Origin of the sequence: Paenibacillus sp. NFR01, from assembly GCF_900111565.1 — a bacterium.
Classification (GTDB): domain Bacteria; phylum Bacillota; class Bacilli; order Paenibacillales; family Paenibacillaceae; genus Paenibacillus_AQ.
The window spans coordinates 1306337-1319015 of record NZ_FOIK01000001.1 but is presented as its reverse complement, the minus strand read 5'-3'; the positions used below and the strand labels follow the sequence as shown (position 1 = coordinate 1319015).

The 12679-nt window shown below is 55.2% G+C and carries 14 protein-coding genes and 1 riboswitch; of the genes, 9 read left to right on the top strand and 5 right to left on the bottom strand.

Features of this window, described 5'->3' with window-relative positions:
- Positions 1–130: 130 nt before the first annotated feature.
- Positions 131–235, bottom strand: a riboswitch (TPP riboswitch).
- 76 nt (positions 236–311) lie between these two features.
- Positions 312–926 carry a TetR/AcrR family transcriptional regulator gene (locus BMW84_RS05995; protein WP_175498690.1) on the bottom strand — a complete coding sequence of 205 codons (615 nt, stop codon included), beginning with the start codon at positions 924–926 and terminating at the stop codon, positions 312–314.
- Between the two features lie 160 nt (positions 927–1086).
- On the opposite strand from BMW84_RS05995, the gene BMW84_RS05990 reads away from it, so the two are divergent.
- The 4 genes from BMW84_RS05990 (at position 1087) to BMW84_RS05975 (ending at position 5068) form a co-directional block, all read left to right on the top strand.
- Positions 1087–2613 carry a DHA2 family efflux MFS transporter permease subunit gene (locus BMW84_RS05990; protein ID WP_091065511.1) on the top strand — a complete coding sequence of 509 codons (1527 nt, stop codon included), beginning with the start codon at positions 1087–1089 and terminating at the stop codon, positions 2611–2613.
- Positions 2614–2756: 143 nt separating this feature from the next.
- The gene (locus BMW84_RS05985) at positions 2757–3605 is read left to right on the top strand and encodes an amino acid ABC transporter substrate-binding protein (RefSeq protein ID WP_091065508.1); all 849 of its coding nucleotides are present in this window, start codon (positions 2757–2759) and stop codon (positions 3603–3605) included.
- Between the two features lie 26 nt (positions 3606–3631).
- Positions 3632–4300, top strand: coding sequence for an amino acid ABC transporter permease (locus BMW84_RS05980; protein ID WP_091068110.1), 669 nt, complete (start codon positions 3632–3634; stop codon positions 4298–4300).
- A 15-nt stretch (positions 4301–4315) separates the two neighbouring features.
- A complete protein-coding gene (locus BMW84_RS05975; protein WP_091065505.1) occupies positions 4316–5068 on the top strand; it encodes an amino acid ABC transporter ATP-binding protein in 753 nt (250 codons plus the stop codon).
- A 96-nt stretch (positions 5069–5164) separates the two neighbouring features.
- Here the strand turns inward: BMW84_RS05975 and BMW84_RS05970 are convergent, their stop codons facing one another.
- The 3 genes from BMW84_RS05970 to BMW84_RS05960 all read right to left on the bottom strand — a co-directional run bounded on the left by BMW84_RS05970 (position 5165) and on the right by BMW84_RS05960 (position 7195).
- On the bottom strand, positions 5165–5836 hold the full coding sequence (locus BMW84_RS05970) for an S-layer homology domain-containing protein (RefSeq protein WP_091065502.1): 672 nt from the start codon (positions 5834–5836) through the stop codon (positions 5165–5167).
- Between the two features lie 87 nt (positions 5837–5923).
- Positions 5924–6469 (bottom strand): hypothetical protein, encoded by a 546-nt coding sequence (locus BMW84_RS05965; RefSeq protein WP_091065501.1) that lies wholly within the window; start codon positions 6467–6469, stop codon positions 5924–5926.
- 45 nt (positions 6470–6514) lie between these two features.
- Positions 6515–7195, bottom strand: coding sequence for a TIGR00266 family protein (locus BMW84_RS05960; protein ID WP_091065498.1), 681 nt, complete (start codon positions 7193–7195; stop codon positions 6515–6517).
- A 167-nt stretch (positions 7196–7362) separates the two neighbouring features.
- Here BMW84_RS05960 and BMW84_RS05955 point away from each other — a divergent pair, with 167 nt between their 5' ends.
- Positions 7363–7608, top strand: a complete 246-nt coding sequence (locus tag BMW84_RS05955) for a hypothetical protein (protein WP_091065497.1) — start codon at positions 7363–7365, stop codon at positions 7606–7608.
- Here the strand turns inward: BMW84_RS05955 and BMW84_RS05950 are convergent.
- Positions 7589–8434, bottom strand: a complete 846-nt coding sequence (locus BMW84_RS05950) for an AraC family transcriptional regulator (RefSeq protein ID WP_091065494.1) — start codon at positions 8432–8434, stop codon at positions 7589–7591. The genes BMW84_RS05955 and BMW84_RS05950 overlap by 20 nt on opposite strands.
- 280 nt (positions 8435–8714) lie before the next feature.
- Here BMW84_RS05950 and BMW84_RS05945 point away from each other — a divergent pair, with 280 nt between their 5' ends.
- Genes BMW84_RS05945 through BMW84_RS05930 form a run of 4 tightly spaced genes read left to right on the top strand, consistent with a single transcriptional unit; the run spans position 8715 to position 12676 of the window.
- Positions 8715–9482 (top strand): sugar phosphate isomerase/epimerase family protein, encoded by a 768-nt coding sequence (locus tag BMW84_RS05945; protein WP_091065493.1) that lies wholly within the window; start codon positions 8715–8717, stop codon positions 9480–9482.
- Positions 9475–10572 (top strand): Gfo/Idh/MocA family protein, encoded by a 1098-nt coding sequence (locus tag BMW84_RS05940; RefSeq protein WP_091065490.1) that lies wholly within the window; start codon positions 9475–9477, stop codon positions 10570–10572. The genes BMW84_RS05945 and BMW84_RS05940 overlap by 8 nt, the downstream gene beginning before the upstream one ends.
- A gap of 27 nt (positions 10573–10599) precedes the next feature.
- Positions 10600–11682: a Gfo/Idh/MocA family protein gene (locus BMW84_RS05935; RefSeq protein WP_091065488.1), complete on the top strand. Its 1083-nt coding sequence runs from the start codon at positions 10600–10602 to the stop codon at positions 11680–11682.
- Between the two features lie 25 nt (positions 11683–11707).
- On the top strand, positions 11708–12676 hold the full coding sequence (locus tag BMW84_RS05930; RefSeq protein WP_091065486.1) for a sugar phosphate isomerase/epimerase family protein: 969 nt from the start codon (positions 11708–11710) through the stop codon (positions 12674–12676).
- Positions 12677–12679: the final 3 nt, after the last annotated feature.

Here is a 12679-nt window from a genome sequence, read left to right as displayed (position 1 = left end):
GTACATCAAGAACATTGGCGATTTGGCATTCCTCCTTGGCAAACCAAAAAGACCCATCGACTCCCGGAGGGAGTCAATGGGTCTGAAGATGCGGCAGAAGGAAATGCCTCTTGGGGCAAGACTACTGACGAAACGTTCTGCTCCACTTCCCTCCGCTGGTATGATCCAGATCAGGTTCAAAGGGTCCGAAGCGTAACGCTCCGTCTCAGCCTGGGCGGCTCCCCTAGTGATTTCAAGGTCGTATTTGTTTGTAATTGGATTCTACTATATCATCCGGCACCTTTGAGATGCAAGAGTTTCCATTCCATCTTTCAGGATTTTCGCTCTGCCCGGATTCCGTCAACGAAGAGCTTGATGATACCATCGGCGATCTGCGTTTTGCCGGCTTGGTGCAGCTTCTGCTGATAGAGGAACAGATCCGGGCTGAGCGCGGAGATCAGGGCGGTCGCGGTAAATGGGATATCTATGCTCCGAATTTCCCCGCGTTCAAGCGCACGAAGCAGCAGCGTGGCCATGATGCCGTTTAATCTTTGAAAAATCGGATGCTCGAACTGGGTCAGCTGGCGTTTGCCGGTGAACTCGGTTTTGATGGTATACAGCAGTTCGGCGTGCTGGTCGATAAAATCCACGATCTGTACGATGCAGGTCTGGAGATGCTCCAGCCAAGGCTGCTGCCGGCCATCTGCATGCTCCAAGTCTTGTTCGAGCATCGTTAAAAAACGTTCGGAGCCGCTGCCGAGCAGGTCGGAGCAGATTTCGCCCTTGTCGGCATAACGGCGGTACAACGAACCTTGCCCGATTCCGGCTTTTTTGGCGATCTGGTACATGCTGACCGCTTCCAGCCCTTGCTGCGCGAACAGCGTCTGCGCGGCCTCAAGAATGCGCTCGCGGTAGGCGTCGGGCGGCTGATTCTTATATTTGCTCATATAGGCGACCTCTTTCGGATCGGACCAATTGACAATGCGGACAATTGTCCGTAGACTGTGAGTATTAAGGACGGACAATTGTCCGGTCCAATCCATTATAAAGATAAAACCGGTAGGCGGTCAATGAAGCCATGCCTCCGGTCAACAGGAGGAGAAAAGAATGGAACTGACGTCTAAAGCGGACCCCGAATTCAAACTGACAAGCATCCTGGTTCCGCTGCTGGCGATCATCGCCGGCGTATTTATGGTCGTTCTGGATAGCACGGCGATGAATGTGGCGCTCAGCACGCTGGTGAAGGATTTCGATACAAACTTGAATACATTGCAATGGGTCGTTACCGGCTATATGCTCGCCCAAGCCTCCGTGATCCCGTTATCCGGCTGGCTGTCCGACCGCTTCGGCGCGAAGACGGTGTTTTTGTCGGCCGTTGTGCTGTTTACCGCAGGCTCGATTCTGTGCGCCACGCCGAATTCGGCGCCGCTGCTCATTGCTTTCCGTGTGCTGCAGGGCCTCGGCGGAGGCTTTGTGCTGCCGGTGGCAATGGCCTACGTGTACCGCTTGGCCCCGGTGAGCAAGGTCGGCGTCGTTATGGGCATTATGGGCATTCCGGTGCTGTTCGCGCCGGCCATCGGACCCGTGCTGTCCGGCTGGCTGGTGGAATACCACTCCTGGCGCTGGATTTTTCTGATCAACATTCCCATCGGCATCCTCTGCCTGCTGATCGGCCTCCGGAAGCTGCCGAAGGTGGAACGCAATACGGTGGGCGGCATCGATAAGTTCGGGATGGTGCTGGGCCCGCTGGCATTCGCCTCGTTGTCCTATGCGGTGAGCCAAGGGGCGGAAAGCTGGACCTCCGACAAAACGATCATCGGCTTAATCGTGGGCATTGTTGCGCTGATTGCTTTCGTCATTGCCGAATTCCGCACGGCGAACCCGCTCATGGAGCTGAAAATATTGCGCTCGGTGGATTTCAGCGCCGGCATTATCGTGCAGTGGGTGGCGCAGTTCGGTCTTTACGGAGCCCTTTTCCTGTTGCCCCAGTTCCTGCAGCAAGCGCGCGGCTTCGGCGCCTTCGACACCGGCCTGACGCTGCTGCCGCAGGCCATCGCGTCCGGACTCATGATGCCGATCGCAGGAATTCTCTTTGACCGCATCGGGGTGCGCTGGCTCGTGGTATGCGGGCTGAGCCTCGTTTCGGGTGCACTGTTCCAATACTCGCATGTGGATTTGACGACAGAAAGCCGCGATGTCATTGTGCCGCTCATCATGTGCGGAGCGGGGATGGGGATGATGATGATGCCGATGAACACGCATCTTCTGAACAAAGCGCCGCGAAATCTCGTAAGCCGGGTAACTTCGTTGACCAACTCCATGCAGCAGGTCATCAATTCCCTGGCGGTATCGACCCTCGTTACCATTCTGACCGCGAGAGCGACAACCCGCGGCAACGAAATGAAAGCCGCAGCGGCGGCGGCCGCCAAAGCGGGCAAGGCTGTGGATTCCTCGCCCGAAGCCATGCAGCATGCGGCCCAGACGGTGCTGGCCAAAGGTTTTGACGATACCTTCCACATCATGATGTTTGTGGCGATCGGCGGCGCTCTGCTCGGCTTGCTGCTTCGCCGCAGCAAGAAGGCCGAAACGGAAGAGGGAGCCGACAAGGTCCGGCCTGAACCAATGCACGGTTAACTTGAATTACGACGATTTATTCAATGATTAGGATGCAGCTATCCCCGGAGCACTTTTAAGAAGGTCTTAAAGGTGTCCGGGGATATTTTTGTCTCAGAAAGGGCAAAAGAAGAGAGCAGAGACTGGAAGAGAGGAGAATAGCGATGAAGAAGTTTAGCTTGACCATTGCATTGATCCTGACCCTGATGCTGGTCGCGGCATGCGGGAATAACAACAATAACAATAATGCCGGGAATACCGGAGCCGGCGGTAACAATGCATCGGCAACCGAGCAGCCGGCGGCTGCGCAGAACAGTCTCGACGCGGTGAAAGCCAGCGGTAAGCTCCGGATCGGAACCGAAGGCACTTATGCGCCGTTTACGTTCCATGACGCCAGCGGTACGTTGACCGGGTTTGACGTGGAAATTGCCGAGGAGGTAGCCAAACGGCTGGGCGTGAAAGCCGAATTCATCGAGACCCAATGGGACGGCATGTTCGCAGGCCTGGATGCCAAACGTTTTGACGCCATCTTCAACGAAGTGTCAGTCACCGACGAGCGCAAAGTTAAATACGACTTTTCCGATCCGTACATCATCTCAAAAGCGGTACTGATCGTTAGCGAAAATAACAAGGATATCAAGAGCTTCGACGACCTGAAAGGTAAAAAATCCGGCCAGTCCCTGACCAGTAATCTGGGTAAAATCGCCACGGACCACGGCGCCGAAATCGTATCCGTCGAAGGCTTTAACCAAGCAATCGATCTGCTGACCTCCGGCCGTATCGACGCGACGATCAATGACGGTTTGTCTTTCCTGGATTTGAAGAAACAAAAACCGGACGTCAAGATTAAAAGCGTCGACGAAATCGACAACGGCTCCCGCAGCGCGGCAACCTTTCTGAAAGGCAACGACGAGCTGGTGAAGGCGGTCAACGATGCGCTTGCGGCCATGAAAGACGACGGAACGTATTTGAAAATCTCTGATAAATATTTCGGTGCGGACGTCTCCAAATAATATTTCCGAAGAAGGATGTATGCATGATGGATGACCGCAAACTGCACATCTTGCTGGATTCACTGCTGCCTCTGCTCAAAGCAGGGGTGGCTTTTACCATTCCGCTTACTTTATTATCGTTTGGCTTTGGGCTTATTTTGGCGGTGCTGACGGCGCTGGTCCGTTTATCCTCCTGGACCATCCCGCGGCAAATCGCGCGCTTTTACGTCTGGATTATTCGCGGAACGCCGCTGCTGCTGCAATTGTTTATTATTTTTTACGGATTGCCTTCGGTCGGCATCATTCTGGATCCGCTGGTTGCGGCCGTCATCGGGTTCTCGCTCAGCGTAGGCGCTTATGGCTCGGAAATCGTCCGGGCCGCCATCCTGTCGATCGCCAAGGGGCAATGGGAAGCGGCGTTTTCGGTCGGCATGACCCGCAGCCAGGCGCTGCGCCGGGTGATACTCCCGCAAGCCGCCCGGGTATCGGTGCCGCCGCTGGCGAATTCCTTCATCAGTCTGGTGAAGGACACGTCGCTCGCCGCCAGCATCACTTACGTGGAGATGTTCCGGACGGCACAGCAGATCGTCGCAACGACTTACGAACCGCTGCTGCTGTACGCTGAGGCAGGGGGCATCTACCTGATCTTCAGCTCCGTGCTGTCTGCCGTGCAGAATGTGCTGGAGCGCAGGCTCAGCCGGTATTCCGCGCATTAAAAGGAGAAGATCCATTTGATTGAAATACAGGATTTGCATAAATCGTTCGGCGGGCTGGAGGTGCTGAAAGGAATCAGTCTCAAGCATGCGCACGGCAAAGTGCTGGTCGTTATCGGACCATCCGGTTCGGGAAAAACCACGCTGCTGCGCTGCTTCAATCTGCTGGAGATTCCGGACCGCGGAACCATCACGGTGGGAGAGACGGAGCTGGATTTCACGGATTCGCGGAAGCTGCCGCTAGGCAAGGTTCTGGAGCTGCGCCGCAAGACGGGGATGGTCTTCCAGTCCTATAACTTGTTTCCGCACATGACGGCGCTCGGCAACGTGATGGAAGGACAGGTTACCGTACAGAAACGGTCCCGCGAAGAGGCGCGCAAGCTCGCGCTGGAGCTGCTGGAGAAAGTGGGACTTGGCGATAAAGCGGATGCTTATCCGCATCAGCTGTCCGGCGGCCAGCAGCAGCGGGTCGGTATTGCCCGGGCTATGGCGACCCAGCCCGAGGTGCTGCTCTTCGATGAGCCGACCTCGGCGCTTGATCCCGAACTGGTCGGCGAGGTGCTGAAAGTCATCAAGCAGCTCGCAGCCGAAGGGATGACGATGGTGATCGTCACCCATGAGATGAAGTTCGCTGCCGACGTGGCCGATACCATCATTCTCATGGACGGCGGCCACATTCTGGAGCAAGGAACGCCCGAAGAGGTCCTTAAGCACCCGCGGAGCCAACGGGCCCGCCAGTTCCTGAACCGGCTGAACGGGGAAGAGGAATAAAGCTTCCACCTCTATGTATGTAAAAAAATAAAGCTGTCCTATCAGCCATTTTAATGGCTTTTGGGACAGCCTCTTTTTATACCTGCTGAATATCGTTTACGGTTGGGCCGTTTTGTTGACGGTCTTCAAGTAGTCCAGCGCATTGTAGAGCATTACCGCCGCTTCGGCGCGGGTCAGCTTGCTTTTCGGATGGAACTTGCCGTTTGCGTCGAGCGAGACAATCTTGTATTTCAGCGCGCGCTGGATGCTGCCCTGATAGGAAGGATCGAATTCGCTTTCGTCGGCGATATCGGCCGGCACGATGTTGATCATCGGCAAATTGCCGACATGCTCTACGCCTTGAACCAGCAGGTTCGTAAACAGCTCTTTGGTGATCGGTTGGGCCGGATCGATATCGGCGTCGATGTTCACCCCGTTGTAATAGGCGTTGATGAAAGCTTCGGTGTACCAGGCATTGTCTTTGACTTTGCTAAAAAGGTTGCTGGCAACCGGCGCTTTGTTGAAATCGATGGCCGCCAGGCTAAGCTGCAGGCCGCCGGAAATAAATTGTACCGCCTGAGCCGTCGTCACTGTGGACGCGGGCAGGAATTGGGTATCCGAGATCCCCTTGATCAAGCCTTGCTGCTTGAGCGAGTTGATCTTTTCTTTGCCGCTGACATTGTCGATGTCCTTGAAGCTGCCGGTTGCGGCAAACACGGTGCCGCCGAGGGAGAACGTAAGCAGGGACACGGATGTTATGACAGCGAATGCGCTTTTTTTGATATTCATTGTTATCCACCTCTATTCATAGATTAACCAGTTTGGAACCTGTTCACCTGAATAGACGCAGAAAGTTTTGGTAATGTTGCAGCGCCTTCAGTCCGTGTCCTGAAAAATCAGATTGCGGTACGGATATTTACTGTAAGGCGTCCGGAACAGCAAGGCGATGCCGACTTCCTCGATCGTTACGGATTTCAGCAGAGGACTGACGACAACGCTGCGCACCGCCTTGCGTACGGCAGCCGCATCGTTGTTGCGGATCGCTGCCGCCAGGCGAATCGCGTAAGACCGGTCGAACGCAAGCCGGCGGTACAGCGGAATCACAGCCGCGGCAATGGCGCGGTGCGCCCGTGTGCTGAAGGTGAACTGCACGGTTCCCGGAGGTATCGTCGTACCGTTCACATCGTACAATTCCGAATTTTTGCGCGGCAAAAAAATAAAATACCCGATTCCGTTCGTTGCATAGTTGTTGACGCCGGCAAGCGTCTTGATTTCGGAGAGCAGAGTACCCATTTCTGCTAAATCGGTATGGATGACCGCTTCGCTCCAGCGCTGCGCATAACGGCGGTTAGCTGCGATTTTCATGTAAAAAGGCAGCATCGCCCGGCCCACCTTTTGCAATGAGGCACCTGTAACCATCATAAATCCACTCCATTCCGGTTATGATGTTACAGCATATGCCCGGGGTCAGGATCGGGAAGGGACGAACGACTTGATCCAGGTACCGAAGCTGCCCGGATTGCGCGTCTGGACGAGCACGACGCCTTCGCCGCGAAACCGGCAGACCAGCGCCTCGCCGCTGGTGAAGCTGCTGAGCCAGCCGGAGGCGGCTTTTTCCACCTTGTAGTCCATATAGTCTGGCCAAGCGACCAGATGCCCATTGTCGATGATCATCTCTTCGCCCGGAGCCAGGTTGATGGCGTGGATCGCGCCGAAGGAAGAGAGGAACACTGTGCCGCGCCCGCTGATCTCGACGATAAAGAAGCCTTCGCCCGAGAAAAGGCCGCGCGTCAGGTTCTGCATTTTGGTGTTGACCTGAATACCCTGCGTCCCGGCCAGAAAACCGTCCTTCTGCACATACAGCTTGTACGAGCCGTCCAGTTCAATCGCTTCGATATCGCCGATGGCGCCGGGGGAGAGCAGCACTTCGCTTGCGCCGCGCGTCGCCGTCAGCTCCTGGAAGAAAAATTTCTCGCCGCTTAGCATCCGTCCGAGCCCGCGCATAATCCCGCCGTCCACCGTACCGCGGAGCTCCACATTCGGCGACATGGCGACCATGGCCCCCATCTCGGCTTTGACGCTTTCCCCTGAATTCAGTTGAACCTTCAGCATGGCAAATGCGCCGTCGTATAAAATGTCGTATTTCACAGGCAAACCCCTTTCGCGTGCCAACCATTTAATTTTAAAAGAAATGTACCGCCAGTCTTACGCTTACGTATGTTAAAATAGCAATAAATGCGTGGTGCCTGTTTCTATTGTCGGGCAGGAAACGCTGCAAAGCAAATGTTTCATATCAAATAAAGGAGTGAAGCCCTATGGCCCGCACGAAAACGCAAAAAGCGATACGCAAGGCCGATTTAAGCGGCCTCCGGTGCCCGGAGCAAAACCGCAGATCCAATGAAGATTTTGGCGCCATTTCCCAGCATACCCGGCTCACGCCGACCAAACGCCAGCAACTGAATAAAATGAAACACAAGGAGCGAATCTATAACGAAGATGGCGCTCCTTTTTTGTGCCCGATTATTGTATGGAGGCCGGGTTTCACTTTGCGGGAGAGCTAACCGCCTGACGGTTCCGTTCGCGGCTGGTCTGACGGTATTCCTTCGGCGACATGCCGAAGCGGTTTTTGAAAATGCGGTGGAAGTACGTGTAGTTGGCAAAACCGCAGGTTTCCGAAATATGCTCCAGCGGCAGCGGGCTGAAGGTGATGCGCTCGCGGGCCATTTCCAGCCGGACTTCATTGATGTATTTGACGATCGTGGTATTGAATGCTTCTTTGAATAAGTGAACCGCCCGGGAGACGGAGATATCGACATGCGCCGCCACGTCCTCCAGCCTAAGCGAAAGCGCAGCATGTTCTTCAATGTACTGCTTCATCCGGTAAGCCAAATGGCGTTTGGCGGTGACGGAAGGCTGATCGGCGGTCAGGCGGTCGATTTCCATGCAAAAAATCTGAAGATAACAGGCCGAAATTTCCGGTGAGAAGTTGGCTAGGCGGCGCTGTTCCAGGACAAGCTGGCGCAAAATGCCAAGCAAATTGTCGCTGGGCGGCAAATGCACGACGAACGGGCGCTGCTTCTGCTGCCACCATTCCTCGATCCACGGCCCTCCGCAGAAGATATGGTAGTCGCCGCTTTCGATCCGCGGTTTGCCTGTCGGATGGTTTTCCTTGTCGATGCTCAAATAATACGGGTCGTTCGGGGCGAACAGCATCAGGTCGCCGGTCTCCACGGTGGTGATGGCGCCGTCGATCATCGTCCGGCTGCGGCCTTCGGTCTGATAACGGAGCAGGTAACTCTGTACGCCCTCGCTCCGTGACATATGAAAGGGCTTGCGGTGAAACGAAAAGCCTGCTGACAAAACATGGCAGGCAGGAACATTGTTCATGGTTGGCCTCCCGGACGGATATTAAAAGACAAGCAAATTGTTCATGTTTCAATCATATTATTCATTTTATTATAGACGCTTTCATATTACCATGTAGCTAGGCAAGACGACATAGAAATATGACCTATGAATGTCGTTTCGCGGCTCCATTTGCTACATAATCCACGACCCGGAACAAATTGGGTAATTACGGAAGGGATGCAACTTGCTGTGTGTGCAGCCCTTTTGTTCAGGTGTACAAATTCGAAATTAACTCTAGACAAACAGGAGTGAAGTCCAAATGCTGAAGATCGGCCTGCAGCTGTATACCGTTAGAGAAGAGCTGGAGAAAGATTTTGAAGGAACGATCCGCAAAGTCGCGGAGCTTGGCTATGCCAGTGTGGAATTTTTCCATTTCTTCGGTCGCAGTTCGGCAGAGGTTGCGGCGCTGCTTGAGGAGACCGGGCTGGTTGCGCTCGGCGCGCACCGTCCGTATACCGAGATGCTGGAACATACCGCAGAAGAAATCCGCTACAACTTAGAAATCGGCAACAAAAACTTGATCATCCCTTATTTGACCGAAGAGCAGCGGAACTGGGAACAGGTGGTTTCCGATCTGCGCGCAATCGGCGCGAAAACCGCCGAGCAAGGCGCGGTGCTGTTCTATCATAATCATGATTTCGAATTCACTCAAAAAGTCGGCGAACAAACGGCGTTTGATTATATTTTCGCCGGCGTGCCCGCCGAGCAGCTTCAGGTAGAGCTGGATACCTGCTGGGTGCATTTTGCCGGTTACGATCCGGTTGCCTATATCGAAAAATACGCCGGACGCCTGCCGATCATTCACTTGAAAGACGTAAAGAGAAGCGAAGACGGCTCGCCGGAGACCGTCGTGCTCGGGGAGGGCGAAGTGAACCTCGCCGCCATTCTGGAAGCCGCCGATAAGGCCGGTGCCGAATGGGCCGTCGTGGAACAGGATTTTTGCGCGCGTCCGGCTATGGATAGCATCGCAGACAGCATGAAATGGATAAAAGCATATGCCAATCAAGGGGGAAACGTACATGTCTAAAGTTTTGAAAATCGCCATCGTAGGTTGCGGAGGCATCGCGAACGGCAAACATATGCCGGCGTTGTCCCGTCAAAAAGACGCAGAAATGGTTGCCTTCTGCGATATCGTGAAAGAACGCGCCGAGAAAGCGGCTGCCGAATACGGCGTTGAAGGCGCTAAAGTATATACCGATTTCCGTGAAATGCTGAGTGAAGGCGGATTCGAAATCGTGCATGTCTGCACGCCGAACGACAGCCACTCCGAAATCACCGTAGCCGCTTTGGAAGCCGGCAACCATGTGCTGTGCGAGAAACCGATGGCCAAAACGACGGCCCAAGCGCAGGAAATGCTCGATGCGGCCAAGCGCACAGGCAAAAAGCTGTCCATCGCTTACCAGAACCGTTTCCGTTCGGACAGCCTGTATCTGAAACAATTGATCGAAGCCGGCGAACTCGGAGAAATCTATTTCGGCAAAGCCATCGCGCTGCGCCGCCGCGCCGTGCCGACCTGGGGCGTATTCCTCGACGAAGAGAAACAAGGCGGCGGCCCGCTGATCGATATCGGTACGCATGCACTGGACTTGACGCTGTGGCTGATGGACAACTACAAACCGAAGATGGTTGTCGGCTCCACCTTCCACAAGCTGGGCCAACGCGCGAATGCAGCAAATGCCTTCGGTCCGTGGGACCCGGAACAATTCAAGGTTGAGGACTCCGCATTCGGCTTTATTACGATGGAGAACGGCGCAACGATCTCGCTGGAGTCCAGCTGGGCGCTGAACGTCTCCGAATTCGGCGAAGCGAAAACGCTGCTCGCCGGAACCGAAGGCGGCGCGGATATGAAAGACGGACTGCGCGTCAACGGCGAACGCAATAGCCGTTTGTTCGAAACGAAATATGATTTGTCCGCAGGCGGCGTAGCCTTCTACAGCGGATCCGAAGAAAGCGATGCCGACCGCGAAGCCCGTTACTGGCTGGAAGCGGTACGCGAAGATAAAGCACCGGTAGTCAAACCGGAGCAAGCCATCGTTGTTACGCAAATTCTTGAGGCGATTTATGAATCGGCCCGCACAGGACGCGCGGTATACTTTGACGGAAGCTCCGATAACTAAGACTAGAGAAACAGGAGTGGAACAACCATGAGTCAAGCAGAACATTCCGTAGTGATCATCGGATACGGAGGTATGGGCAGCTACCATGCGGAACTGATCAAGGAGAACGCCCGGCTGAAAGTGGCTGGGACGTTCGACTTGCTGGAGACGCGCCGCAGCGCTTCGGAAGCCAGCGGATACCGCGCATACGGCAGCTACCAGGAAGTGCTGGATGATAAAGGCGTCGACGTCGTGCTGATCGCGACACCGAACGATGTGCATAAGGAGATTGCCATTGCCGCGCTGCGCGCGGGCAAGCATGTCATCTGCGAGAAGCCGGTAACGCTGGATTCCGCGGAGTTCACGGAAATTCTCGCCGCGGCGGACGAAGCGGGCCGCATCTTTATGGTGCATCAGAACCGTCGCTGGGATGAGGATTTCCGGATCATCAAGCAGATGTACGAGAAGGAGACGATCGGCTCGCTGTTCCAGCTGGAGTCCCGCGTGCATGGCGCGAACGGCATTCCGGGCGATTGGCGCCATGTCAAAGCCCAAGGCGGCGGCATGCTGCTCGACTGGGGCGTCCATCTGCTTGACCAGCTGCTGTTCATGATCGACAGCAAGGTAGTCAGTGTCAGTGCGAACCTGAGTTTTATTCTCGGCAACGAGGTGGATGACGGCTTTGAAGCAACCCTCCGTTTCGAGAATGGCGTCAAGGCAATTGTCGAGGTGGGGACGACCAACTTCATTACGCTGCCAAGATGGTACGTTAAAGGCACCGAAGGAACAGCAGTGATCGAGGACTGGTCCCTAACTGGCCGCAGCGTCATTCGCAACCAGGAAAGCGAGCACCGCGAACCGACGCCGATTCGCGCCGGCGTGGGCTTGACCAAAACGATGGCGCCGCCGTCCGAAGGAGCGACGCTGACTGAAGCGCTGCCTGCGGCTGCCGAGCTGCCGTCCGGGTTCTTCGACAACTTTGCCGATTGCCTGGAAGGCAAAGCCGAGCCAATCGTCAAGAATGACGAAGTGATGCGGGTGCTGAAGCTGATCGAAGCCATTTTTGCCGCGGCGGAGACGGGCGAAGTCATAAAGGATTTTGATGTTTACCGGAGCAAAGTTACGGTATAACTTATACAAGGAGAGGCGGACAGGTATGAAATTAGGCGTATTTATGGTACTGTTTGGCGGCCGCAAGCTGGAGGATGCCCTGGATTACGTGGCTTCCAAAGGATTGAACGCGGTCGAGATCGGAACAGGAGGCAATCCGGGTAAAAGCCATTGCGACCCGAAAGTGCTGCTGGAGAACGAAACGGCGCTCAAGGAGTTCAAACATGCGGTGGAATCGCGCGGCCTTATGATCAGTGCGCTCAGCTGCCACGGTAACCCGCTGCACCCGCAAAAACATTTGGCCCAGCAGGATCATGAGGATTTCGTGAATTCGGTGCTGCTTGCCGAGAAACTCGGCGTGCAAGTCGTGAATACGTTCTCCGGCTGTCCGGGCGACCATGAGAATGCAAAATATCCGAACTGGCCGGTGGCGCCTTGGCCGAACGACTACCAGGAGATTTTGGCATGGCAATGGGAACAAAAGGTAATTCCTTATTGGAAGGAAATGGGCGAGTTCGCATCCGCACACGGCGTGAAGATTGGTCTTGAGCTGCATGGCGGATTCTCCGTGCATACACCGGCTACCCTGCTGCGTCTGCGCGAAGCAGCCGGCGAAGCGATCGGCGCGAACCTGGACCCGAGCCATATGTGGTGGCAGGGCATCGATCCGGTGCAAGCGATCCATATTCTCGGACGCCAAGGGGCGATTCACCACTTCCACGCCAAGGATACCGTAATCGATCCGGTGAACGTGAACATGCATGGCTTGACCGATATGCAATCTTATACAAATATGCTGGACCGCGCATGGCAGTTCCGTTCCGTCGGCTACGGCCACGACGTGAAGACCTGGGCGGATATCGTCAGCGCCCTGCGCCTGGTCGGTTACGACTACGTGGTCAGCATCGAGCATGAGGACGGCTTGATGTCCGTGGAGGAAGGATTCTCCAAGGCTGTAAGTAATCTGCGTCAGGTGCTGATCGAAGAGCCGCTGACGGAGATGTGGTGGGTGTAATAC

What these genes read in the sequence shown, in the direction of transcription:
- BMW84_RS05945 (WP_091065493.1), top strand. Translation starts at nt 8,715, where the DNA reads ATGCTGAAGATCGGCCTGCAGCTGTATACCGTTAGAGAAGAGCTGGAG.
- BMW84_RS05930 (WP_091065486.1), top strand. Translation starts at nt 11,708, where the DNA reads ATGAAATTAGGCGTATTTATGGTACTGTTTGGCGGCCGCAAGCTGGAG.
- BMW84_RS05980 (WP_091068110.1), top strand. Translation starts at nt 3,632, where the DNA reads ATGGATGACCGCAAACTGCACATCTTGCTGGATTCACTGCTGCCTCTG.
- BMW84_RS05950 (WP_091065494.1), bottom strand. Translation starts at nt 8,434, where the DNA reads ATGAACAATGTTCCTGCCTGCCATGTTTTGTCAGCAGGCTTTTCGTTT.
- BMW84_RS05990 (WP_091065511.1), top strand. Translation starts at nt 1,087, where the DNA reads ATGGAACTGACGTCTAAAGCGGACCCCGAATTCAAACTGACAAGCATC.
- BMW84_RS05995 (WP_175498690.1), bottom strand. Translation starts at nt 926, where the DNA reads ATGAGCAAATATAAGAATCAGCCGCCCGACGCCTACCGCGAGCGCATT.
- BMW84_RS05970 (WP_091065502.1), bottom strand. Translation starts at nt 5,836, where the DNA reads ATGAATATCAAAAAAAGCGCATTCGCTGTCATAACATCCGTGTCCCTG.
- BMW84_RS05965 (WP_091065501.1), bottom strand. Translation starts at nt 6,469, where the DNA reads ATGATGGTTACAGGTGCCTCATTGCAAAAGGTGGGCCGGGCGATGCTG.
- BMW84_RS05985 (WP_091065508.1), top strand. Translation starts at nt 2,757, where the DNA reads ATGAAGAAGTTTAGCTTGACCATTGCATTGATCCTGACCCTGATGCTG.
- BMW84_RS05955 (WP_091065497.1), top strand. Translation starts at nt 7,363, where the DNA reads ATGGCCCGCACGAAAACGCAAAAAGCGATACGCAAGGCCGATTTAAGC.
- BMW84_RS05940 (WP_091065490.1), top strand. Translation starts at nt 9,475, where the DNA reads ATGTCTAAAGTTTTGAAAATCGCCATCGTAGGTTGCGGAGGCATCGCG.
- BMW84_RS05935 (WP_091065488.1), top strand. Translation starts at nt 10,600, where the DNA reads ATGAGTCAAGCAGAACATTCCGTAGTGATCATCGGATACGGAGGTATG.